Origin of the sequence: Streptomyces liliiviolaceus, assembly GCF_018070025.1 — a bacterium.
Classification (GTDB): Bacteria; Actinomycetota; Actinomycetes; order Streptomycetales; family Streptomycetaceae; genus Streptomyces; species Streptomyces liliiviolaceus.
In genome coordinates, this window is sequence record NZ_JAGPYQ010000002.1 from 703743 (window position 1) to 724899 (window position 21157).

The following is a 21157-nucleotide window of genomic DNA, read 5'->3' on the forward strand; positions in this document are numbered from 1 at the left end:
ACGTCATTTTCCGCGCCGGGGCCCATCGGCCGGTTCACCGGCCGCGCCCACCACCCTCGATCAGCCCGCGATCAGCGCTGCAGCAGCCGCAGTTGGACGAGTCCGATCCATGTCTCCGGGCCCGGTTCGGCGTGCGCCGCGCGGACCGCGTACCGGCCCGGTTCGAGGGCGATCCGCAGATGCCCCTCCCTCGTGGCCCCGCCTCCCGGCCACGCCGCGTCGAACAGCACGACGGCCCCGGGGACCTGCCAGTGCACCTCGCGCCCCCACGTCGCGCCGGCGAGCGCGTCCGGCACCCCGGCCAGCAGCTCGCGCTCCGAGTCGCCCGCGGACCACCGTACGAACGTGCCGTGTTCGGGCAGGTAGGCGGTGGCGGCCGGTTCGTCGCCGAGGACGAGGGCCGTGGTGTTGCCGACGGGCAGCAGACCGATCAGGCCCTCCACCTCGCACGCCCGGTCGTAGTCGGAGGCCAGCTCGTCGCCGTCGGCCCCCGTCCAGAACGGCAGCACCACTTCCGGGATCGCTATGAGCGGCCCACCGCCGGACTCGACCCACTCCACCTGTTCGACCCGCTCGACCGAACCGGGGTCCGCATAACTCGCCATGGGCAGAAACTACACGCCCGGACGGACCGTAATTGACGATTCCTTTGCCCGGCGGCCGAGCTGATACGCGACTGAGTCCGTACGCCCCTCAGCAACCGCAGTCCGCGGCCCCGACCGGTGCCGTCAACGGGTCCGCGGCACGCCGCTCGCGCCCCTCCCAGGTCTCGAACTCGAAGCCCTCGCGCACCCAGTACTCGAACCCGCCGAGCATCTCCTTGACCTGGTAACCGAGTTCGGCGAGGGCGAGGGCGGCGCGGGTCGCGCCGTCGCAGCCGGGGCCCCAGCAGTAGGTGACGACCGGGACCGCACGGTCCAGGAGTTGCCCGGCCTGTTCGGGGATCAGGGCGGTGGGCAGATGGATCGCGCCGGGTACATGCCCCTGGTCCCAGGACTCCGTGGAGCGGGAGTCGACGACGACGAAACCGGGGTCACCGTCGCGGTCACGGTCGCTGTCGCCGCCGTCGGCCGCCAGCGCGGCGGCGACGTCGGACACGTCGGCGTGGAAGGCGAGACTCGCCGAGAAGTGGGCGACGGCCGCCGCGGGCGATGCGGGGGCGACGCGCAGTACGGGGTTACGGGTGCTCAGGGCATTCCGGGTGTTCCGGGTGACGGCGCTGCTCTTCATGCCCCGAATCTACGACCGGTGACACCTCTCCCAGAAGGTACGATCCCCGGCCCCGGGCTTGATCGGCCGGGGATTCCCCTGCTATTCCTCGGTCATGACCGCGTATTCCCCGGACGCCACCGACTGGCGCATTCTCGAAGTCCTACAGCGCGAGGGCCGCACCGGTTTCGCCGAGCTGGCCCGGGCCGTCTCCATGTCCGCGAGCGCGGTCACCGAGCGGGTGCGGCGCCTGGAGGAGGCGGGCGTCATCCAGGGGTACGCGGCGGTGGTGGACCCGGAGAGCCTCGGCCTGCCGATTCTCGCCTTCGTGCGGCTGCGCTACCCGAACGGAAACTACAAGCCGTTCCACGACCTGATCGCGGCCACCCCCGAGATCCTGGAGGCGCACCACGTCACGGGCGACGACTGCTTCGTGATCAAGGTCGCGACCCGTTCGATGAGCCACCTTGAGGAGGTCTCGGGCCGGATCGGCACACTCGGCTCGGTGACGACGAGCGTCGTGTACTCGTCGCCCCTGCCGCGGCGCCCTCTCGGCCGCTGAGCCCTCGAACGGCCGCAACAGCGACAGCCGCCCGACGGCCGCGTACCTCAGCCGCCGTCGCCGCCCCGCTGCCGGACGACCGACCCCGAGCGGCCCTTCACGACCTCCAGTTGGGCGTGGATCCGGCGCCGCAGATCCGCGACATGGCTGACGATGCCGACGCTGCGGTCCCGCTCCCGCAGCGAGTCCAGGACGTCCAGGACCTCGTCGAGCGTCTGGTCGTCGAGGCTGCCGAAGCCCTCGTCGATGAAGAGCGTGTCGAGCCGGACGCCGCCAGCCTCGTCGGTGACCACGTCCGCGAGGCCCAGCGCGAGCGCGAGGGAGGCGAAGAACGTCTCGCCGCCGGAGAGCGTCGCCGTGTCGCGCTCGCGCCCGGTCCAGGCGTCGACGACGTGCAGTCCGAGCCCGCTTCGGCCCCGCCCGGCCCGGTCGTCGGAGTGGACGAGGGTGTAACGGCCCGAGGACATGCGCTGCAGCCGTGCGCTGGCCGCCGCCGCGACCTGTTCGAGACGGGCGGCGAGGACGTACGACTCCAGGCGCATCCTGCGTTCGTTGTCCGCGGAGGTGCCGGCCGCGAGGGTCGCGAGGCGGGCCACACGGTCGTACTCCTCGCGCAGCGGCCCCAGCCGGCGCACGGACGCGGTGGCCCGGTGGGAGAGCCGGTCCAGTTCGCTGCAGCGGCGGGCCGCCGCGTCGCGCGCGGAGGCGGCTTCGCGCATGCGCCGCACGGCCACGGCGGCGCTCTGTTCGGCGGTGCGGACGTCGGCGGGCGGCCGGTCCGCGGCGGCGGCCGTCTCGGTCTCCGCGAGCACCGCGCGGACCGTCGCCTCCTCCTGCTGCCAGGCGTCGAGCCGCCGTTGCAGCTCCCGGTGGGCGGTGTCGTCGAGGAGGGCCGCGGCGGCGGCCTGCGGCGTGTCGAACCCGGCGCGGAAGGCCGCGTCGGCGAGTCGCGCGTCGGCGTCCTTGAGCCGCTGGGCGGTGTCCGCCGCGACGCGTGCGGTGTCCGCGGCCTCGGTGAGCGTCGAGACCTGCCGCTCCAGCTGGGCGGCCCGCTCGGCCACGCTGCCCGCCGATCCTCTGGCCTGCGCCAACTCCTCTTCCAGGGTGGCCGTTTCACGGGCGAGGGCGTCCCGGCGCGCACTGCGTGACGCGCCGCGCACCGCGGCCTCCTGGTGCGCGGCGAGCCGGCGCTCGTGCTCGTGCTCGGCCCGCCGGAGCGCCTCCCCGGCGGCGTGCAGCCCGGAGGCGGCGCCCCGCGCCTCGGTGTGGCGACGCTCCAACTCCTCGGCCTGCTCGGCGAGTCGGCCGGTCGGGGTGTCGCCCGCCTCCGCGGTCGCGGCGGCCAGCGCCTCGCGCACCACTCCGAGCCGGCGCTCCGCCTCCGCACGCCGCTCGTCGGCGCTCTGGTACGCGGCGAGCGCGGCGTCCTCGGCCCGCTGGTCGACGTGTCCGTCGACCTTCCGGGCGGGAGCGGGGTGCTCGGTGGCGCCGCAGACGGCGCAGGCCGCACCGTCCACGAGGTTCGCGGCGAGTTCCGCGGCGATGCCCTTGAGCCGCTGCTCCTTGAGGTCCAGCCAGTGGGTGCGGGCGTCCGCCGCCTGTTCGCGCGCGGCGAGCACGCGCGCGTGGGCCTCGTCGGTGTCCCCGGCGAGCTGGTCGCGGAGCCGGGCCGCCCCGAGCCGTGCCTGGGCCGGCTCGCGCTGCACGGCGAGCTGTTCGGCGCGGGTGGCGGCCTCCTGGGCCGTCTCGATCCGGGTCTGGAGCCCGGCCCTGGTCGCCTCCCACTCGGAGAGCCACTGCTCGGCGTCGTGGAGCACGTCCTCGTCGGCGCGCTCCTGGCGGTCCAACTTGGTCCGCTCGGTGGCGAGTTCGGTGAGTCGCTGCTCGCCGCGGCGGGCCGACTCAAGGCCGCCCAGCTCTTCGGCGGCCTTGCGGGCGGCGGCCGCGAGCCCCGCGGCCCCGGCCTCGGAGAAGGTTTCGGAGAGCTGTGCACGCGCGCGGGTCTCGGCGCCGGCCGCCCGCCGGTGTTCGGTCTCGGTCGCCTCGCGCAACCCGAGCGCGGGCGCCACCGCCTCGGCCTTGCGGCCCCGCTCCATGCGCGCCCGGTCCTCCTGGTGGGCCCCGGAGCGCTCCTCCAGCCGGGCGGCCCGCTCCCCGGCCTCGGCGAACCGCCGCTGCAGCCGCGCCACTTCTCGTACGTCGTCCAGTACGCGGGCCGCGGCGGCCTGCGCCGACTCGGTGGCGGCCTGGGCGCGGTGGGCGATCGTGAACCACTCGCGGGCCGTACTCCTGTTGATCGCCGCCCACTCCAGCACGGCCTCGGCCAGCCCCGGTTCGCCGGGGGCGAGTTCGGGCAGCGGCAGTTCGGCGAGGTCGCCGACCGCCTGCTGCATCCGGTGGGCGCCGGCGAGCAGGTCGGCGTCCCCGGCGCGTACCTGTGTCTCGGCCGTGCGCCTGCGCTCGGCCAGTCGCTGCTCGACGGCGGCGAAGCGCCGGGTGTCGAAGAGGCGGCCGAGGAGCCTGCCGCGGGCCTCGGCGTCGGCCCGCAGGAAGCGCGCGAAGTCGCCCTGGGGCAGCAGCACGACCTGGCAGAACTGCTCGCGGCTCATCCCGAGAAGCTGGGTGATCTCCTCGCCGATCTCCTGGTGGGAGCGGCTGAGGTCCTTCCAGGAGCCCGCGGGCGCGTGGTACTCGCGCAGCCAGCTCTGCGCCTTCTCCGTCGTGGTGCCCGTGCCGCGCTTCTTGGGACGTGCGAAGGGCGGCTGCCGGGTGATCTCCAACCGGCGCCCGGACACGGTGAGTTCGAGCGTCACCTCGGTGCGGACGTCGGGGAGGGCGTGGTCGCTGCGCAGCGAACCGCCCTGGCGTGCGCCCGGTACGGACCCGTACAGCGCGAAGCAGACGGCGTCCAGGACGGAGGTCTTGCCCGCGCCGGTCGGTCCGTGCAGCAGGAAGAGTCCGGCGGTCGACAGGTCGTCGAAGTCGACCTCCTGGGCCCCGCCGAAGGGCCCGAAGGCGGTGATGTGCAGCCGGTGCAGCCTCATCGGGTCCTCCCGAGGCGCACCGCGCGGCCCGGACCGTTCCGGTGGTGCAGGGCGTTCACCGGGCGACCTCGCCGACCGTGTCGTCGGCGCGGACGGTGTCGAACGCGTCCTGGAGCACGGCCTGTTCGCGCTCGTCGGGGCCGGCGCCGCGCACATGGGCCACGAAGTCCTCCGCGATCTGCTGGTCGCTGCGGCCCGCGAGCCGCCGCGCGTACGAGACGTCCGGGTCGTCGGGTGCCCGTTCGGGTTCGAAGACGAGGCTGAGCGTGTGCGGGAACCGCTCGGTGAGCCGGGCCATGGGGTCGGCGGGCCGCACCGGGTCGGTGAGGGTCGCCTCGACCCACGCCTCCTCGTGGCGCGCCAGCTCCGGATCGGCGAGCAGCTCCTCCAGCCCGCCCCGGATCCGGGCCAGCGCGCGCGGTACGGGGCAGTCGAGGCGCTCGGCCTCCACCGAGCCGTCGGCTCCCAGGTCGACCAGCCACACGCTCTTGCGGTGGTCGGTCTCCGAGAAGGAGTACGGCAGCGGGGAGCCGGAGTAGCGCACACGCCCGGTGATCCGCTGGCTGCCGTGGAGATGGCCGAGCGCCACGTAGTCGACTCCGTCGAAGACCCCGGCGGGGACGGCGGCGACCCCGCCCACGGTGATGTCCCGCTCACTGTCGCTGGCCTCGCCGCCCGTGACGAAGGCATGGGCGAGGACGACGGAACGGGTGCCCTGCGCGCGCGTGGCGAGGTCGGCGCGCACCCGGTCCATGGCAGCGGCGAGCACGTGCTCGTGGCCCGCCTTCTCCACCCCGAACTCGTCCTTCACCAGGGCCGGTTCGAGATACGGCAGCCCGTAGAAGGCCACGTCCCCGAAGGCGTCCTCCAGCAGCACCGGTGTGCCGCAGGCCGCGGGCTCGGTCCGCAGGTGGATGCCCGCGCGGTCGATGAGTCCGGCGCCGACGCCGAGCCGGCGCGCGGAGTCGTGGTTCCCGGAGATCATCACCGTGGGCACACCGAGGTCGGCGAGGCGGTGCAGCACGTCGTCGAAGAGCTCGACCGCGGCCAGCGGGGGCACGGCCCGGTCGTACACGTCCCCCGACACGACCACGGCGTCCACCTCGCGCTCGCGCACGGTCGCGACGAGGTGACCGATGAAATCGGCCTGGGCCCCGAGCATGTTCACGCGGTGGAACGCCCGGCCCAGATGCCAGTCGGAAGTGTGCAGCAGCCTCATGATCCCCGAGACTAACGGCCGGGTCGGACATCACGGGCGGCTACTCCCGTAACAGACCGATGTGCGGCTTATGCGTCCCCGTACGCCTCTCCGCCCAGCTCGAACCCCGCGGTCCCCGCCGTGCTGTCGGCCAGCCAGCTCCGGAAGGCCTCCACCTCGGCGTCCGGCAGGCCGATCTCGATGGTGACGGCCTCTCCGTAGCGGACGTCACGCACCTCGCGGCCGGTGGAGCGCAGATCGTTCTGCACCTTGCCCGCCCGCTGGTGGTCGACGGTCACGGTCGCGAGGCGGAAGCGTCTGCGGGTGAGGGTGCCGAGGGTGTCCAGGGCCTCTCCCACCGCGCCGCCGTAGGCCCGGATGAGTCCGCCCGCGCCGAGTTTGACGCCTCCGTAGTAGCGGGTGACGACGGCGACGACGTACCGCATGTCGCGGCGCAGCAGCATCTGGAGCATCGGGGCGCCCGCGGTGCCGCCCGGTTCGCCGTCGTCGCTCGCCCGCTGGACGGCGGCGTCGGCGCCGATGACGTACGCGAAGCAGTTGTGCGACGCGTCCGCGTGCTCCTTGCGGACGCCCGCGACGAAGTCCTGAGCCTCCCGCTCGGTGGCCACCGGCGCCAGCGCGCACAGAAACCGCGAGCGATTGATCTCGATCTCGTGCACCCCTGCACGGACCACGGTCCGATACTCGTCCTGCATCCCCCCAGCGTATGCGCGCCACGCACACAAGTACGACCACCGACGGACGCCCCCTAAAGGGGCGCGGGGAACTGCGCAATCACGTACATCCGCCAAAACGACGCCGCACCCAACGACGCCCCCCCCAGGGGCGCGGGGAACTGCGCAATCGTGTACGCCCGCCACAACGACGCTGCACCCAGGAACGCACCCCCGCAGGGGCGCGCGCACCGCCCGGCTATCGCCCCCGCCCGTGATGCCCCTTCTCCCCACGCGACTTCTTCCCCCGCGCCACGATCACATCCGTGAGCAGCGCCGCACCGGGCCCCAGGGACTCCCAGCCGAGGCCGTGCCAGGCGAGGATCGCGATCGCCGAGGTGGGGAACTTCATACGGACGTCGTCCAGCGCGTCGTCGAGGCTGTCACCCGCCAGCGTGAGGACCAGTTCCTCCAGCCCGGGGTTGTGCCCGATCAGCAGCAGCGTCTCGGCCTCCGCCGGAGCCTCACGCACCGCTTCGAGCAGGTCGGCCACCTCCGCCGCGTACAGCCGCCCGTCATGGCGCACCGGCGGCGGCGTGCCCCACTCGGCGGCAGCCAGCTCCCAGGTCTCCCGGGCGCGGACGGCGGTGGAGCAGAGCGCGAGGTCCGGCAGGCAGTCGGCGTCGGCGAGGACGCGTCCGGCGGCCGGAGCGTCCCGGCGCCCGCGCGACGCGAGCGGCCGCTCGTGGTCGGGAACGTCGTCCGGCCAGGCGGACTTGGCGTGCCGCAGCACGACGAGGCGGCGCAGCGGGCCCGCTCCGGCGCGCGCGATCACGCCGGAGCCCCGCGGCCGATGTCCCGGGTCAGCTCAAGGCCGAGCAGCCGGTCGGCGTAGGCGTACGTCTCGAAGCGGGCCCCGTCCGGAACGGTCCCCGACGTCTCCACCTTCCGCAGCACGCCCAGGACGGCGGGCACGTCGAGGTCGTCCTCCCAGGCGGCGCGCAGCTGTTCCCGCACGGGGTCGGGGATGGGACCCGAGGGCCGGGTGGCCCAGGTGGCGACAGCGCCCCGCCAGTGCTTCAACTGGTCCTCGGCGTCCGCGAGATCGGCGGCGTCGAGCCGCAGCTCCTCGGCCCGGGGTCGGGCGAGCAGGGCGAGGCGCAGGGCGGACGCGCTCTCGTCGTCCTGTGCCACCGAGCTCCCGATGTCGGCCGGGGCGACCTCGACGCGCAGCACGCCCGCCGCCTCGTCGGCAGTGCTCGCACTGCCGGGCGGCCCGTCGGTCCGGGCGCGCACGCTCAGCACCTGAGCCTCGCCGAGGCCGAGACCGGGGCCGGGGCCGCTGTCCCGTTCGTCCTCGAACGGCCGGATGCCGAGCGTCCGGGCCCGGGCGCGGAGGTCCGCGCGTCCCTCCGTACCGGTCAGCACGGTCCACACGGGCGTCCCGCCGATCTCCAGGGCCCGTACGAGGACGTCGGCGGTCAGGAGCACGCGCAGGCCGGTGGCGTCGGGGCGCTCCACGCGCGCCTCGACGCGGGTCAGGCCCCGGCGGGCCGGGGTGGCGGTGACGGGGTCGCCTGTTCGGGCGTCGGTGATACGCAGCACGGGCTGAGCGTAGGCGTGCGAAGGGCCGCGCGCAGGGATGCCGCCATCATTCCGGACACGCGTTCGCGAGTTCCTGGGGTGCGGGACGGCTCACGGTGCCCAGGAAACGCACGTGCGGCCGACCGCCGACGCCGTCGGCGCCGTCGCGGGTGACGGCGGTCCGTACGCCGTACACCTCGGCGATGAGGTCCTCGGTGAGCACGTCGCCCGGTGTCCCGGCGGCCACCACGCGTCCCTCGCGCAGGACGACGAGCCGGTCGCAGTACATCGCCGCGAGGTTGAGGTCGTGCAGGGCGACGACGCTGGTGACCGGCAGCGAGGTGACGAGGTTCAGCAGGTCGAGCTGGTGCTGGATGTCGAGGTGGTTGGTCGGTTCGTCCAGGAGGAGTTCGCGGGGTTCCTGGGCGAGGGCGCGGGCGATCTGCACGCGTTGGCGTTCACCGCCGGAGAGGGTGTGCCAGGACTGGTGCGCGCGGTCGGCGAGGCCGGTGCGGTCGAGGGCGTCGCGTACGGCCTTCTCGTCGGCCGGTGACGGGGGTGTCCAGGCGCGGCGGTGCGGGGTGCGGCCGAGGCGTACGACGTCCAGGACGCTCAACTCGACCTGCGTGTCGACCTGTTGCTCGACCACGGCGATACGGCGGGCGATGTCGCGGCGGCCCAGTTCGCCGAGTGGACGGCCGTCGAGGGTGACCACGCCCGAGGCGGGGGCGAGGACGCCGGAGAGCAGGCGCAGGAGCGTGGACTTGCCGGAACCGTTGGGGCCGAGGAGGCCGACGGTGGTGCCGGGGGCGGGGCTGATGCTGACGCCGTCCAGGATGACGCGCCCGTCGGCGGTACGGGTGACACGGTCGGCCCGGAGGCCAGCACCCTCGGCGGTCTCGGCGGTCTCGGCGGTCTTGACATGCTCGGTCGTCTCGACGTGCTCGGTCGTCATCGTGTCCTCCGCGTCCGGTACAGCACCAGCACGAACACCGGTACGCCGATGAGTGAGGTGACCACGCCCACGGGCACCTCCTGGGGGTCGAGCACGGTACGGGCCAGGGTGTCCACCCACACCAGGAACACCGCCCCGGCGAGGGCGGCGACCGGCAGCAGCCGGGCGTGGCCGGAACCCACCAACGCGCGGGCGGCGTGCGGCAGGACGAGACCGACGAAGCCGATCGCGCCCGCCGAGCTGACGAGCGCGGCCGTCAGCAGCGCGGTCACGCACAGCAGCACCAGCCGGGTGCGGGCCACGGACACCCCGAGGGTCGCGGCGGCGTCCTGGCCGAAGGCGAACGCGTCCAGCGTGCGCGCGTACGCCAGACAGACCGCCAGTGCGACCACCAGGACGGCGAGGCAGACCCAGACGTCCGTCCAGCCGACCCCGCCCAGTGAGCCGAGCAGCCAGAACAGCACCCCTCGGGTGGTCTCGGCGTCGGCGGCGGTCATCACCACGAAGGAGGTGAGCGCGGAGAAGAGCTGCATCGCGGCGACACCGCTGAGCACCACCCGGTCCGTCGTCCCGCCGAGGGTGTGGCTGAGCAGCAGCACGAGCCCGAACGACAGCAGCGCGCCGAGGAACGCGCCCGCCGAGACCGACACCAGGCCGCCGCCCGCGCCGAGGACGACCACGACGACCGCGCCGGTCGAGGCACCGGAGGACACCCCGAGGACGAAGGGGTCGGCGAGCGGGTTGCGCAGCAAGGACTGCATGACCGCGCCGCACACGGCGAGTCCGGCCCCGCAGACGGCGGCCAGCAGGGTGCGCGGCAGGCGCAGCTGCCAGACGATCCCGTCGCGGATGGGGCTCAGTTCCGTACTCCCCCACCCCAGATGGGAGGCGACCACGGACCAGACGTCGGCGACGCGGATGTCCGCGGGACCGATGGTGATCGCGACGGCGACGGAGGCGACGAGCAGTGCGGTGCCGGCCGCGCAGAGCAGTCCCACGCCCGGCCGTGCGATACGGCGGGTCACCCCTTGAGCCCGAACTCCCGCAGGGCGGCGGCCACTTGTTCGACGCCCTCGACGGTGCGGATGGTCGGGTTCATGGCCTGCCCGCTGAGCAGGACGTACCGCTTCTTCTTCACGGCGGTCATGTTCTTGGTGACCGGGTCGGACTCCAGGAACTCGATCTTCTTCTGCGCGGACTCGGCGGTCTGCGACTTGCGGGTCAGATCGCCGATGACGAGGACGTCGGGGTCGCGGTCGGCGACCGTCTCCCAGTTGATCTGGGGCCATTCCTCGTGGGTGTCGTCGAAGACGTTCTTCGCGTCGAACGCCCGGGTGATGATGCCGGGGGCGCCGCAGCAGCCCGCCATGTAGGGCGACTCGGAGTTGGCGAACCAGTACAGGAGGGAGACGTCCGAGGCGTCGATGCCCGCGGTGGCCTTCTTCATACGCTGCTGGAGCTCGGCGACCAGCTTGTCGCCCCGCCCCTGCACGCCGAACACCGCGGCCAGGTCACGTATCTCGCCATAGATCGCGTCGATGCCGAGGGGCTTCTTGCGGGCGCCGTCGCCGTCCCCGGTGTTGTCCTTGCCCGCGCAGTCGGAGGGCGAGACGTACGCGGGTACGCCGAGCTTCTCGAACTGCTCGCGGGTGGCGACGCCTCCCTTGCCGAGCGTGGACACGAACGAGGCGGCGACGAAGTCGGGGTCGGCGTCCAGGACCCGTTCGAAGGACGGGTTGTTGTCGGCGATCCGCTTCACCTGCGCGTCGGCCTTCTCCAGGCCCTTCATCACCGGGTCGGTCCAGGTGGCGCTGCCGGCCATCCGGTCGGCGAGGCCCAGCGAGAGCATGATCTCGGTGGTGCCCTGGTTGAGGGAGACGGCCTTGCGCGGCGGGGACTCCACGCGGACGGTGTGACCGCAGTTCTCCAGGGTGACGGCTGCCGCGGAGTCCTTGCCGGCCGAGCCGGTCGAGCCGGACGAGTCGGCGCCGCCGCAGCCGGTCAGCAGAATGACCCCGGAGACGAGCAGGGCGGCAGGGCGGGTGGGGCGTGCGATGGGCACGGAAGTTCCTCAGACGTCGAGGGCTCGAACGCGGAGCCCGGTCGTACGGTGCTCCCCCGCCGTCTCGGGACCGCGGAGGCCGCCAGCAGGTCTTCGGACTCGGGTTCACCCGGACGAGGCGCCTTCCCGGACCGTCGATCCGGTCCAGTGGCCGATGCCCCGCCCGTCACCCTCACCGCTGCGCGTCAGCTCCGGATTTCCACCGGATTCCCTGACCCACGTACATGGGTTCGACTGGCTTTCGCAAGCTATCACGGCGGCTTTCACGGCCGTGCGGCAGTGCGGTGGGGGGCGGCGGGGGCTCGGTGAGGGCTCTACGGGGACGCGGCGGGGATGTCGGTCTCCGTCGCCCGTTTCGTACGTTTCTCCTGTTCCGGCGGTGTTCACGGCGGCGCCACGCCCCTGCCCCCGCGGACTGAATGAGTGGTTCCGTTCAGCGCGTCGCCCGCAGGCACCGGAGGACCGACCCATGCCGCAGGACCAACCCACGACCGGAACCGCCGGAGGGGACACGGCCGAGGGGCACCTGTCCGCCGGGGAAGCCGCGGCCGCCGTCGACCGCCGTCGCTTGCTGCTCGTCTCCGGCACCCTCGCGCTGGCGGCGGGGGCGACGGCGGCAGCGGGAGCGGCGACCCTCGTCCCGCCGCGGCGCCCCGGCTCCCCCACCGCACCCGTCGCCGCCGAGCAGGTCGTCCCGCGGGCGGCCCGCGCCACCCGGCGGCCGGCGCCTTACGCGGCCACCACGCTGGAGACGACCGCCCGGCTGAGCGGAAGCCCGCGCTCCGGCACCTACCGCCGACTGGTCCCGGGCCCCGGCCTGCCCCTGGTCGTACGGGAGGAACTCGCGCCCGCCGCCACCGGCCGTCCGGACCGGCGGACCCCGCTCGCGTGCTTCGTCCAGTTCACCGACCTGCATCTGACCGATGTGCAGAACCCGCTGCGCACGGAGTTCCTGCGCTCGGGCGGAGCCGCCGCGTGGCGTGCCCAGGAGGCGCTGACCGTGGCGGGGGCGGTCGCGCTCGTGGAGCAGGTGAACGCGCTCGGCGAGGGCCCGCACACCGGTCTGCCGCCCGCGTTCGTGATGACCACCGGTGACAACGTCGACAACAACTCCGTGCTCGAACTCGACTGGTTCCTCACGCTGATGAGCGGAGGCCGGATCACCCCCGACTCCGGCGACCCGACGGCGTACGAAGGCGTCCAGGACTCGGGGCTCCCCCTCTACTGGCATCCGGAGGAACCGGCCCTGCGCGACCTGGACAAGCGGCGCGGACTGCCCGCCGTCCCCGGCTTCCTCACGGCCGCGCGAAGGCCGGTGACCAGCCCGGGGCTCCGCATCCCCTGGTACTCGACGGTGGGCAACCACGACGATCTGCCCGGCGGCTGCCTGTCGCCCGCGCTCGGCGACTTCGCGACGGGCTCCCGCAAGCTGCTGTCAGTCCCCGACACGGACAGGGCCGCCTACGCGAAGGCGCTGCGGACCGGCGACGACCCGAAGAGCGAGGTGCTCGAAGCGATCCTGCGACGGCACGCCCGCTCGGCGCGGACCGTGACGGCCGACGAGCGGCGCCGGCTGTGCAACCCGCACGAGTATCTGGCCGCGCACCTCGAACCCGGGCGGACGGGGGCGGGGCCGGTCGGTCACGGCTACACGCAGAACAGCCTGGACGGCGACCGGATGTACTACTCCTTCCGGATCGCCGAGAACGTCATCGGCGTCAGCATCGACACGACGTACCGCAGCGGGCACTACGAGGGATCACTGGACACCGACCAGCTCCGCTGGCTGGAGCGGACCCTCGCCGCGCACAGCTCCCGGTCGTACGACGCCGACGGCCGCCTCGTACGCAACCCCGGGGCCGACGACGCCCATGTGCTGGTCTTCAGCCACCACCACAGCCCGAGCATGACCCGCCGTCCCGACGCGGCCCGTTCGGAAGAGCGGCGGCACGACGGCGCGGAGGTACTGGCGCTGCTCGGCAGGTTCCCGAACGTGGTGGCGTGGATCAACGGCCACAGCCACGTCAACCGCGTGACACCCCACCCGCATCCGACCCCGGCCCGCTCCTTCTGGGAGGTCAACACGGCGTCCCACCTGGACTATCCGCACCACGCCCGGCTGATCGAACTGACCGACAACGGGGACGGCACGCTGTCGCTGTTCACCACGCTTATCGAATCCGCGGCCCCGCACCGCACGTCCCCCGACTTCACGGACCTGTCGGCGGTGGGCCTGGCGTCCCTCTACCGAGAACTGGCCTACAACGCCCCGAACATGACGGAGACCACACGGCCCGACCCCCACACGGCCTGGGCGGGCACTCCCCAGGACCGCAACGTGGAGCTACTGCTGACCACCGCCCTTTAGTCTCAGCCTCGCGGGGGCTGCCGTCTCTCCCGGGGCCCGGCGAACAGCCTGCTTTCAGGGGCGCGGGGAACTGCGCGAACGGCCCTCACCTGGCCGCACCCACCCAGAACCCCGCAGCCCCACCCCCGTGAGGGGAATCCCCGACCCGCGCCGAACGTTGTCCGCCGCAGACAGACCGTAAACAGACCGCGGACAGACACACCCCCACCCCAGGAGGCGACCCGTGTACGGCGACCCGGCAACGATCCGCAAGATCCTCACCGAGACCGGCGACACCTGGGCAGTCGTAGGCCTGTCGTCGAACGAACGACGCGCCGCGTACGGCGTCGCGGACGTGCTGAAGCGCTACGGCAAGCGCGTGATCCCCGTCCACCCGAAGGCGGAGACGGTCCATGGGGAGAAGGGATACGCCTCCCTGGAGGACATCCCCTTCGACGTCGACGTGGTCGACGTGTTCGTCAACAGCGACCTCGCGGGCCCCGTCGCCGACGAGGCCGTCGCCATCGGCGCCAAGGCCGTCTGGTTCCAGCTCGGTGTGATCGACGAGGCCGCGTACGAGCGCACCCGTGAGGCCGGCCTCGACATGGTCATGGACCGCTGCCCGGCGATCGAGATCCCCCGCCTGGGCTGACCCGGCGGAAGTGAACCCGCACCACCGACGCACCCACCCCGCTCACCGCTCGCGGCGCCCGGGCCCCCCGGGTCGGTACGCGCTCCGGTCCGTCCTCGGCGGAGCCTCGAACGCCGAGCCCGTCCAGGCGGGCGGTTGCGTACGCGGGTCGGGCGCCCGGCGGCGGGACGCGGTCCGGTTCCAGTCGCCGTCCCCGAGGACGAGCATCGGGTCGAACATGACGACGACTCCCGCGAGCGCCAGGAAGAGGACCGGGCCGATGAGCATCGGCAGCAGCAACGAGTGGGCCGAGTCGCCCGAGTCCGGTGCGCCGGCCGCGCCGTGCAGGTGGACGCTGACGGCCGCCATCCCCGTGTAGTGCATCCCGGTCACGGCGACGCCCATGACAAGGCTCGCCGCCAGGCTGGTCAGGAAGCCGCGGATCGCGACCGCCGCCCAGAGCGCGGCGGTCGCGGCGACGAGGGCGATCAGCACGGAGAGCGCGACGGTACGGACCTCGTACCGCAGGTCGCCGTTCAGACGGATGGCGGCCATGCCTATGTAGTGCATGGCCGCGACGCCGAGGCCGGTGAAGGTGCCCGCGATGAGCAGGTTCGTCGTGTTCGCGCCGCGATAGCCGACGGCGAAGACGCCGAGACCGACCACGGCGATCGCCACCGCGAGGCTGAGAATCGTCAGGCCGACGTCGTAGCGGATACGGCTTTCCTCGACCTGGAATCCGATCATGGCGATGAAATGCATCGTCCAGATGCCGCAGCCGATCGACGCCGCCCCGAGGGCGAGCCAACCCGGTCTCCAGGACTGGTCGTTACGCAGGGACCGGGTGATGCAGCGCAGCCCCAGGGCGGCTCCCAGGCAGGCCATGACATAGGCGGCGAGCGGTGTGACCGTTCCATAGCTGAATCCGTCGACTGTGCCTTGCATATGCCAACATCCCCCCGGAATACGACTGTTGCGGGGACATATGTACGTGCCACATCAGGGCGACAGCAAGGGGTTTCGTGCAATTGCAGCCAACGGAATTCCCTGTCGGCCACTTCCGGTCATGAAGAGGCCCTATCCAGCCGGAGGAAATCATTCTGGTGGCGCGGCCCACGACCGCGGCCCATGACCGCGGCCACCCGGCCCCGGATCCGGCCCCGGCCCCGCCTTCAGACCTGGGGCTTGGACGTCACCGTGAACTGCGCCCCGTCGGGATCCCGCAGCACCGCCTCCGTGGTGGTCGCGCCGTCCCGGACCGTACCGCCGTGCTCCAGCGCGGCACGGACGCAGGTCTCGACGTCCGCGACGGAGAAATGGACCTGCCAGTGGGGGCGGATCGTGGGATCGGGGGCGGCCTCCACCGCGCCGGAGTGGATACGGGCCACCACGTCGCCGTCGCTGCGCAGGACGACCTCGTCCCCGTCGTAGTGCACCTCGCAGCAGCCGGGACGCGAGGTCGCCCACTCCAGCACCTCGCCGTAGAACATCGCGGCGTCGAAGGCGTTGCGCGTGTGCAGTCGCAAGAAGGCGGGGGCGGCACGGCGCCAGGTCTCCCAGCCTGCGACGAGCTGGCCCTCCCAGATGCCGAAGACGGCTCCGTCGCGGTCGGCCAGCAGGGCCGCCCGGCCCGGCGGGAAGCCGATGGGCCCGACCGCCGCCGTGCCGCCGCGCTCCTGGCCCCGGGCCACCGCCTCGTCGGCGCTGTCCACGGCGAAGTACGGGGTCCAGGCGACGGCCATCTGCCACATCGTGGCCACCGCCGCGATGCCCGCGACCGGCACCCCGTCCGCGTAGGCGATCCGGAACCGGTCCATCAGCGCGGTCGTCCGGAACTGCCACCCCAGCACCGCCCGGTAGAAGTCCTCGGCGGCCTGCTGGTCGCGCGCCGTCAGGCTGACCCAGCACGGGGCTCCCGCGACCGAGTGGCTGGAGACGACGTCGTTGCGGACTCTTGCGTCGCTGTTCATGGCAGTACCGTTCCTGAGTCGTGCCGAGGGGGGTGGGCGGCACCCGGCAGCGTCGAGAGCGCAGGCCGGGCCGTGGTGCCGTCTTCCTCAGCATCCCCCGCCCGCGCCTCCTTCGCCCGGAGGTGGGTGGGGTCCCACGCCCCGAGTACCCGGCGCCCGGGCCCGAAACAGACGGGCGCCCAGGGCCGCTCAATCGTGCGCCGGCCTGTCGCGCAGCCGGTGGTCGGCCAGGTTCAGCGCCTCGTCGACGACCCGCCGCAGATGCCCGTCCCGCAGCGAATAGATCACCCGGCGGCCCTCCTTGCGTGTGTTGACGAGACCCGCGAGCCGCAGCCTCGCCAGGTGCTGGCTGACCGCCGGGCGGGCGGCCCCGCACCGCTCCGTGAGGGTCGTGACGTCCGCCTCGTCCTCGGCCAGGGCGTGCAGCAGGACGAGACGGGTGCGATCGCCCAGGAGGGCGAAGAGTTCGGCGGCGAGGGCGAACTGTTCCTCGCCGGGCGTGCGCGGATGCTCATCGTGCGCAGGTGACAGGTGCATGCGTGCGCTCATACGCACATAATGGCTCGGTGGGGCGGTCAGGTCCACCTGGTCGGGTCCACCTCGTTCATGGACATCCCGGAAAGGGGATCAGGTGAGCACCGAGCACGGGCACGAACACGGGCATGAACACGGGCCTCGGCGTAAGCACGGGCACCGGCTGCGGCACCGGCTGCGGCACCGGCTGACCCACCTCCTCACCCCGCACTCCCACGCCACCACCGACAAGGTCGACTCCGCCCTGGAGTCCTCGGCCCGCGGTATCCGTACGCTCTGGATCTCGCTGGCCGTCCTCGGTGCGACCGCCGCGGCCCAGGCGGTCGTCGTCGCCCTCTCCGGCTCGGTGGCGCTGCTCGGCGACACCGTGCACAACGCGGGGGACGCGCTCACCGCCGTACCGCTCGGCATCGCGTTCGTCCTGGGCCGGCGGGCGGCCGACCGCCGGTTCACCTACGGCTACGGCCGGGCCGAGGACCTGGCGGGACTCGTGATCGTGCTGACGATCGCGGCCTCCGCGGTCTTCGCGGGCTGGACGGCGATCGACCGGCTGCTCGACCCTCGCCCCGTCGAGCATCTGCCGGTGGTCGCCGCCGCGGCCGTCATCGGTTTCGTGGGCAACGAGTGGGTGGCCCGCTACCGCATCCGCGTCGGCCGCGAGATCGGCTCGGCCGCGCTGGTCGCGGACGGACTCCACGCCCGGACGGACGGCTTCACCTCGCTCGCCGTGCTGCTGGGCGCGGGCGGCGCGGCGATCGGCTGGCAACTCGCGGACCCGGTGGTCGGGTTGGCGATCACGGCGGCCCTGCTGCTGGTGCTGCGGGACGCCGCGCGCGAGGTGTTCCGCCGGGTCATGGACGCGGTCGACCCGGCCCTGATCGACACGGCCGAGCGGGCGCTGGCGGACGTACCGGGTGTACACGGGGTCGGCGAGCTGCGGCTGCGCTGGATCGGCCACCGGCTGCGCGCCGAGGTGGCCGTGGTCGTCGACGGGGAGTCGAGCGTCCGGGCGGCCCACCGGGTGGCGGTCGCGGCCGAACACGCCCTGCTGCACGCCGTACCGGGTCTCACCGCGGCCTTGGTGCACGCCGACCCGTCACCCGCGCCGGGCGAGTCGGACCCCCACCTTGTGCTGGCCCATCACGCGGCGGGACCCGTCTGAGCGGTCAGGCGCTCCCGAGTCCCTCCAGGACGACGGCGTTCGGCAGCTCGGCGAACGCCTTCCCGGGCACGAGCAGCTTTCCGCGCCGCCGGCCGCTGCCCACCAGCACGTACGGCAGGTCGACGACGGCCGAGTCCACCAACACCGGCCAGTGGGCGGGCAGTCCGAGCGGGGTGATGCCGCCGTACTCCATGCCCGTCTCGCCGGTCGCCGTGTCCATCGCCGCGAACGACGCCTTGCGCGCGCCGAGTTGCCGCCGCACGACGCCGTTCACGTCGACGCGGGTGGCGGACAGCACCACGCACGCGGCGAGCGTGGTCTCCCCGCCGCGCTTGCCCGCGACGACCACGCAGTTCGCGGACCGGTCGAGGAGTTCCGGGCCGTAGTGCTCAAGAAAGGTGGCGGTGTCGGCCCACTCCGGCTCCGTGTCGACGTACACGATCTGCTCGGCGGGGACGCTGCCGCGCCAGTCGCGTACGGCGTCGGCGACCGGGCGGGTCAGCACGTCGAGGCGTTCGGTGGCGGGCGTGGCGTCGTCGAAGTGTCCGATGGGTGCGCGCATGACGGCACGCTAACAGCCGCGCGGACGGCCCCCGCGGCGGGCTTGGGGGCCTGGGCGCGGGCCGTCGAACTCAGTGCACGCCGGGGACCGACACCGCCATGACCATCTCCGCGGGTACGTCGCCCGCGTTGGCGTACGTGTGGGGGGTGTTGGCCTCGAAGGAGGCGCTCGAACCGGCCGGGACGCGGTACTCCGTGCCGTCGACGGTGAGCGCCAGCTCGCCCTTCGTGACGTGGATGAGTTCGACCGTGCCCATGGGGTGCGGGTCCGAGGGGCTGCCCTCGCCCGGCATCAGCCGCCAGTCCCACATCTCCAGGGGGCCGGGGGCCTCGGTGCCCGCGAGGAGGCGGTTGTAGCTGCCGGCGTCCGTGTGCCAGAGGCGTACGGCCTGTTCCGCCGGGACGATCCGGACCTTCGGGCCCTGCTCGTAGTCGAGCAGGGTGGTGATGCTGATGCCGAGCGCGTCGCCGATCTTGACGACGGTGCCGAGGCTGGGGTTGGTGCGGGCCTGCTCGATCTGGATGAGCATGCCGCGGCTGACCCCGGCGCGGGCGGCGAGGGCGTCGAGGGTGAAGCCGCGCTCGGTGCGCCAGCGCTTGACGTTGCGCGCCAGTGACTGGGTCAGGAGGTCGAGGTCCGACACATTCCGTCCAATATTCTGAATGACAGAGTCTAATGAACTGAACTACGGTGGGGTGCACCGGATTGTTCACCGAACTGTACTGCGAGGTACTTGATGACAGCACTGTTCGCCCTGGCCACCAGCGTCCTGTGGGGGCTGGCCGACTTCGGCGGCGGTCTGCTGACACGGCGTACGCCCGCGCTGACGGTGGTGGTCGTCTCGCAGTCGATCGCCGCGGTGGTGCTGGGCGCGATCGTCCTCGTGACGGGTGCCTGGAGCGAGACGGGACCGCGGTTGTGGTTCGCGGTGGCGGCGGGGCTGGTCGGGCCCGTCGCGATGCTGGCCTTCTACAAGGCGCTCGCGCTCGGGCCGATGGGGGTCGTCTCTCCGCTCGGTTCGATCGGGGTCGCCGTGCCCGTGGGGGTCGGGCTCGTCCTCGGGGAGCGTCCCGGGCTGATGCAGTTCGTGGGCATCGCGGTCGCCGTCGCGGGGGTGGTACTGGCGGGTGGGCCGCAGTTCAGGGGGGCGCCCGTGCAGCGGCAGGCCGTGCTGCTCACGCTGCTCGCGGCGTTCGGGTTCGGGGCGGTGATGGCGCTGATCGCCGAGGCGTCGTCCACGCTGACCGGGCTGTTCCTGGCGCTGTTCGTGCAGCGCGTCACGAATGTCGTCGCCGGTGGGGCTGCGCTGTGCGTGTCCGTGCGGCGTGGGCGCGTGGCTCCGCCGCGGGTCGCCTGGCGGGCGGTGCCGGCCTTCGCGTTCGTGGGGCTCGCGGACGTGGCCGCCAACGGCACGTATTCGCTGGCCGCTCAGCGGGGGCCCGTTGCTGTGGCCGCGGTTCTCGCGTCGCTGTATCCGGTGGTTACGGCGCTGGCCGCGCGCGGGGTTCTCCGGGAGCGGTTGCGGGGTGTGCAGGCGGCGGGGGCGGGGCTTGCGTTGGTCGGGAGCGTGTTGCTCGCCACGGGGTGAGGACGCTCTCCGGGCCTCCGCCCCCGCGGGGGCTGTGCGTCGGCTGCGGGTGCGTCGTGGCTGGTCGCGCCGTTCCCCGCGCCCCTTAGGGGGTGGGTGCCCGGGGATGCGTTTTGGCGCTCGCGTGCGTTGTGGCTGAGCGCGCCGTTCCCCGCGCCCCTCAGGGGGTGGGTGCCCGGGGATGCGTTTTGGCGCTCGCGTGCGTCGTGGCCGAGCGCGCCGTTCCCCGTGCCCCTTTCGGGGGGCCTTCTACGAGGCGTCCTCTATTGCTCTCAGGGCCTTGATGCTCTGTTCGTCCAGTTCTGACAGGGCCAGGAGTTGTTCCGGGGTGATGTCGGCGGGGATCGGGGTCGGGGCCGGGGTGCGCAGTGGGGGCTGCCAGCCGTCCGCCGGGGTCCAGCGGCGGACCACGCGGGCCGGCGCCCCCGCCACCACCGCGTGGTCGGGGACCGCGCCGCGCACCACCGCGCCGGCCGCCACCACCACGTTCCGGCCGATCCGCGCCCCCGGCAGGATCACCGCGCCCGTGCCGATCCAGCAGCCGGGGCCGATCTCCACAGGCTCCATCCGCGGCCACTGCTTGCCGATGGGCATCTGCGGATCGTCGTACGAGTGGTTCGTGGACGTCACGTACACATAGGGCCCGAAGTAGCAGTCGCTGCCGATCGTGACCGTCGTGTCGGCGATGACATGGCTGCCCCGGCCGAGGACGACACCGTCGCCCAGCCGCAGTATGGGCTCCGCGCCGAGGTCGAGGTCGGGCATCAACCCGGCCGTCAGAGTGACCTGTTCGCCGATGATGCAGTGGTCGCCGAGGTGGATCCACGGTTCGCCGAACACCGTGCCCTGCGGGAAGGCCAGCCTGGTGCCCGTCCCCATCGCACCGAACCGCAGCCGTCCCGGCCGCTCGGCCGTCACCGCGCCCGTCCGCTGCACCCAGGCCCAGCCCGCGTGGACGGCCCGCTGGACGAGGCGGCTCCACCGGGACGAGAACGTGTTCTTGCTCTTGGGCACCCGCTCACCGTACTCAGCGTCCCGCCCGCCCAGGAGCGCGTACCCCTGTGATCTTCGCCCC

At 73.1% G+C, this 21157-nt stretch carries 21 protein-coding genes and 1 riboswitch; of the genes, 5 read left to right on the forward strand and 16 right to left on the reverse strand.

Annotation, left to right across the window (positions count from 1 at the left end; genetic code table 11):
• Positions 1-71: 71 nt before the first annotated feature.
• Entirely contained in the window at positions 72-605 is a 534-nt protein-coding gene (locus J8N05_RS38440) for an immunity 21 family protein (RefSeq protein WP_210891453.1), read from the reverse strand.
• 88 nt (positions 606-693) lie between these two features.
• Entirely contained in the window at positions 694-1230 is a 537-nt protein-coding gene (locus J8N05_RS38445) for a rhodanese-like domain-containing protein (protein ID WP_210891455.1), read from the reverse strand.
• Between the two features lie 94 nt (positions 1231-1324).
• Between J8N05_RS38445 and J8N05_RS38450 the strand changes: the two genes are divergently transcribed.
• Complete coding sequence (locus J8N05_RS38450; RefSeq protein WP_107018741.1) at positions 1325-1771, forward strand: Lrp/AsnC family transcriptional regulator; 447 nt, start codon at positions 1325-1327, stop codon at positions 1769-1771.
• A gap of 47 nt (positions 1772-1818) precedes the next feature.
• On the opposite strand, the gene J8N05_RS38455 is transcribed toward J8N05_RS38450, so the two are convergent.
• From J8N05_RS38455 to J8N05_RS38490, 8 genes are all read right to left on the reverse strand, one after another.
• Positions 1819-4815, reverse strand: a complete 2997-nt coding sequence (locus J8N05_RS38455) for an AAA family ATPase (RefSeq protein WP_210891457.1) — start codon at positions 4813-4815, stop codon at positions 1819-1821.
• A 55-nt stretch (positions 4816-4870) separates the two neighbouring features.
• The gene (locus tag J8N05_RS38460; protein WP_210891459.1) at positions 4871-6034 is read right to left on the reverse strand and encodes an exonuclease SbcCD subunit D; all 1164 of its coding nucleotides are present in this window, start codon (positions 6032-6034) and stop codon (positions 4871-4873) included.
• A 68-nt stretch (positions 6035-6102) separates the two neighbouring features.
• The gene (locus J8N05_RS38465) at positions 6103-6729 is read right to left on the reverse strand and encodes a YigZ family protein (RefSeq protein ID WP_210891461.1); all 627 of its coding nucleotides are present in this window, start codon (positions 6727-6729) and stop codon (positions 6103-6105) included.
• Between the two features lie 217 nt (positions 6730-6946).
• Positions 6947-7522, reverse strand: coding sequence for a SixA phosphatase family protein (locus tag J8N05_RS38470; RefSeq protein ID WP_210891463.1), 576 nt, complete (start codon positions 7520-7522; stop codon positions 6947-6949).
• Positions 7519-8292 (reverse strand): hypothetical protein, encoded by a 774-nt coding sequence (locus J8N05_RS38475; RefSeq protein WP_247706870.1) that lies wholly within the window; start codon positions 8290-8292, stop codon positions 7519-7521. The genes J8N05_RS38470 and J8N05_RS38475 overlap by 4 nt, the downstream gene beginning before the upstream one ends.
• 46 nt (positions 8293-8338) lie before the next feature.
• Positions 8339-9226, reverse strand: coding sequence for an ABC transporter ATP-binding protein (locus J8N05_RS38480; RefSeq protein WP_210891465.1), 888 nt, complete (start codon positions 9224-9226; stop codon positions 8339-8341).
• Complete coding sequence (locus tag J8N05_RS38485) at positions 9223-10251, reverse strand: FecCD family ABC transporter permease (RefSeq protein ID WP_210891467.1); 1029 nt, start codon at positions 10249-10251, stop codon at positions 9223-9225. The genes J8N05_RS38480 and J8N05_RS38485 overlap by 4 nt, the downstream gene beginning before the upstream one ends.
• The gene (locus J8N05_RS38490; protein WP_210891469.1) at positions 10248-11288 is read right to left on the reverse strand and encodes an ABC transporter substrate-binding protein; all 1041 of its coding nucleotides are present in this window, start codon (positions 11286-11288) and stop codon (positions 10248-10250) included. The genes J8N05_RS38485 and J8N05_RS38490 overlap by 4 nt, the downstream gene beginning before the upstream one ends.
• Positions 11289-11355: 67 nt before the next feature.
• Positions 11356-11542, reverse strand: a riboswitch (cobalamin riboswitch).
• Positions 11543-11757: 215 nt separating this feature from the next.
• On the opposite strand from J8N05_RS38490, the gene J8N05_RS38495 reads away from it, so the two are divergent.
• Both J8N05_RS38495 and J8N05_RS38500 read left to right on the forward strand, forming a co-directional pair.
• Positions 11758-13656, forward strand: a complete 1899-nt coding sequence (locus J8N05_RS38495) for a TIGR03767 family metallophosphoesterase (protein ID WP_210891471.1) — start codon at positions 11758-11760, stop codon at positions 13654-13656.
• Between the two features lie 223 nt (positions 13657-13879).
• Positions 13880-14287 (forward strand): CoA-binding protein, encoded by a 408-nt coding sequence (locus J8N05_RS38500; RefSeq protein ID WP_210891473.1) that lies wholly within the window; start codon positions 13880-13882, stop codon positions 14285-14287.
• A gap of 42 nt (positions 14288-14329) precedes the next feature.
• Here the strand turns inward: J8N05_RS38500 and J8N05_RS38505 are convergent, their stop codons facing one another.
• From J8N05_RS38505 to J8N05_RS38515, 3 genes are all read right to left on the reverse strand, one after another.
• The gene (locus J8N05_RS38505) at positions 14330-15211 is read right to left on the reverse strand and encodes an MHYT domain-containing protein (RefSeq protein WP_210891475.1); all 882 of its coding nucleotides are present in this window, start codon (positions 15209-15211) and stop codon (positions 14330-14332) included.
• A 227-nt stretch (positions 15212-15438) separates the two neighbouring features.
• Positions 15439-16236 carry a VOC family protein gene (locus J8N05_RS38510; RefSeq protein ID WP_210891477.1) on the reverse strand — a complete coding sequence of 266 codons (798 nt, stop codon included), beginning with the start codon at positions 16234-16236 and terminating at the stop codon, positions 15439-15441.
• A 189-nt stretch (positions 16237-16425) separates the two neighbouring features.
• A complete protein-coding gene (locus J8N05_RS38515; RefSeq protein WP_189774439.1) occupies positions 16426-16785 on the reverse strand; it encodes an ArsR/SmtB family transcription factor in 360 nt (119 codons plus the stop codon).
• An 82-nt stretch (positions 16786-16867) separates the two neighbouring features.
• On the opposite strand from J8N05_RS38515, the gene J8N05_RS38520 reads away from it, so the two are divergent.
• On the forward strand, positions 16868-17932 hold the full coding sequence (locus J8N05_RS38520; RefSeq protein WP_210891480.1) for a cation diffusion facilitator family transporter: 1065 nt from the start codon (positions 16868-16870) through the stop codon (positions 17930-17932).
• Positions 17933-17936: 4 nt separating this feature from the next.
• Here J8N05_RS38520 and J8N05_RS38525 read toward each other — a convergent pair whose 3' ends face one another.
• Together J8N05_RS38525 and J8N05_RS38530 are read right to left on the reverse strand one after the other, a co-directional pair.
• A complete protein-coding gene (locus J8N05_RS38525; protein ID WP_210891482.1) occupies positions 17937-18494 on the reverse strand; it encodes a YbaK/EbsC family protein in 558 nt (185 codons plus the stop codon).
• A gap of 70 nt (positions 18495-18564) precedes the next feature.
• On the reverse strand, positions 18565-19137 hold the full coding sequence (locus J8N05_RS38530; RefSeq protein WP_210891484.1) for a helix-turn-helix domain-containing protein: 573 nt from the start codon (positions 19135-19137) through the stop codon (positions 18565-18567).
• Positions 19138-19230: 93 nt separating this feature from the next.
• Between J8N05_RS38530 and J8N05_RS38535 the strand changes: the two genes are divergently transcribed.
• On the forward strand, positions 19231-20082 hold the full coding sequence (locus J8N05_RS38535; RefSeq protein WP_210891486.1) for a DMT family transporter: 852 nt from the start codon (positions 19231-19233) through the stop codon (positions 20080-20082).
• A gap of 249 nt (positions 20083-20331) precedes the next feature.
• Here the strand turns inward: J8N05_RS38535 and J8N05_RS38540 are convergent, their stop codons facing one another.
• Positions 20332-21096, reverse strand: a complete 765-nt coding sequence (locus J8N05_RS38540; RefSeq protein ID WP_210891488.1) for an acyltransferase — start codon at positions 21094-21096, stop codon at positions 20332-20334.
• Positions 21097-21157 lie beyond the last annotated feature (61 nt).

What these genes read in the sequence shown, in the direction of transcription:
- J8N05_RS38440 (WP_210891453.1), bottom strand. Translation starts at nt 605, where the DNA reads ATGGCGAGTTATGCGGACCCCGGTTCGGTCGAGCGGGTCGAACAGGTG.
- J8N05_RS38445 (WP_210891455.1), bottom strand. Translation starts at nt 1,230, where the DNA reads ATGAAGAGCAGCGCCGTCACCCGGAACACCCGGAATGCCCTGAGCACC.
- J8N05_RS38450 (WP_107018741.1), top strand. Translation starts at nt 1,325, where the DNA reads ATGACCGCGTATTCCCCGGACGCCACCGACTGGCGCATTCTCGAAGTC.
- J8N05_RS38455 (WP_210891457.1), bottom strand. Translation starts at nt 4,815, where the DNA reads ATGAGGCTGCACCGGCTGCACATCACCGCCTTCGGGCCCTTCGGCGGG.
- J8N05_RS38460 (WP_210891459.1), bottom strand. Translation starts at nt 6,034, where the DNA reads ATGAGGCTGCTGCACACTTCCGACTGGCATCTGGGCCGGGCGTTCCAC.
- J8N05_RS38465 (WP_210891461.1), bottom strand. Translation starts at nt 6,729, where the DNA reads ATGCAGGACGAGTATCGGACCGTGGTCCGTGCAGGGGTGCACGAGATC.
- J8N05_RS38480 (WP_210891465.1), bottom strand. Translation starts at nt 9,226, where the DNA reads ATGACGACCGAGCACGTCGAGACGACCGAGCATGTCAAGACCGCCGAG.
- J8N05_RS38495 (WP_210891471.1), top strand. Translation starts at nt 11,758, where the DNA reads ATGCCGCAGGACCAACCCACGACCGGAACCGCCGGAGGGGACACGGCC.
- J8N05_RS38505 (WP_210891475.1), bottom strand. Translation starts at nt 15,211, where the DNA reads ATGCAAGGCACAGTCGACGGATTCAGCTATGGAACGGTCACACCGCTC.
- J8N05_RS38510 (WP_210891477.1), bottom strand. Translation starts at nt 16,236, where the DNA reads ATGAACAGCGACGCAAGAGTCCGCAACGACGTCGTCTCCAGCCACTCG.
- J8N05_RS38515 (WP_189774439.1), bottom strand. Translation starts at nt 16,785, where the DNA reads ATGAGCGCACGCATGCACCTGTCACCTGCGCACGATGAGCATCCGCGC.
- J8N05_RS38525 (WP_210891482.1), bottom strand. Translation starts at nt 18,494, where the DNA reads ATGCGCGCACCCATCGGACACTTCGACGACGCCACGCCCGCCACCGAA.
- J8N05_RS38535 (WP_210891486.1), top strand. Translation starts at nt 19,231, where the DNA reads ATGACAGCACTGTTCGCCCTGGCCACCAGCGTCCTGTGGGGGCTGGCC.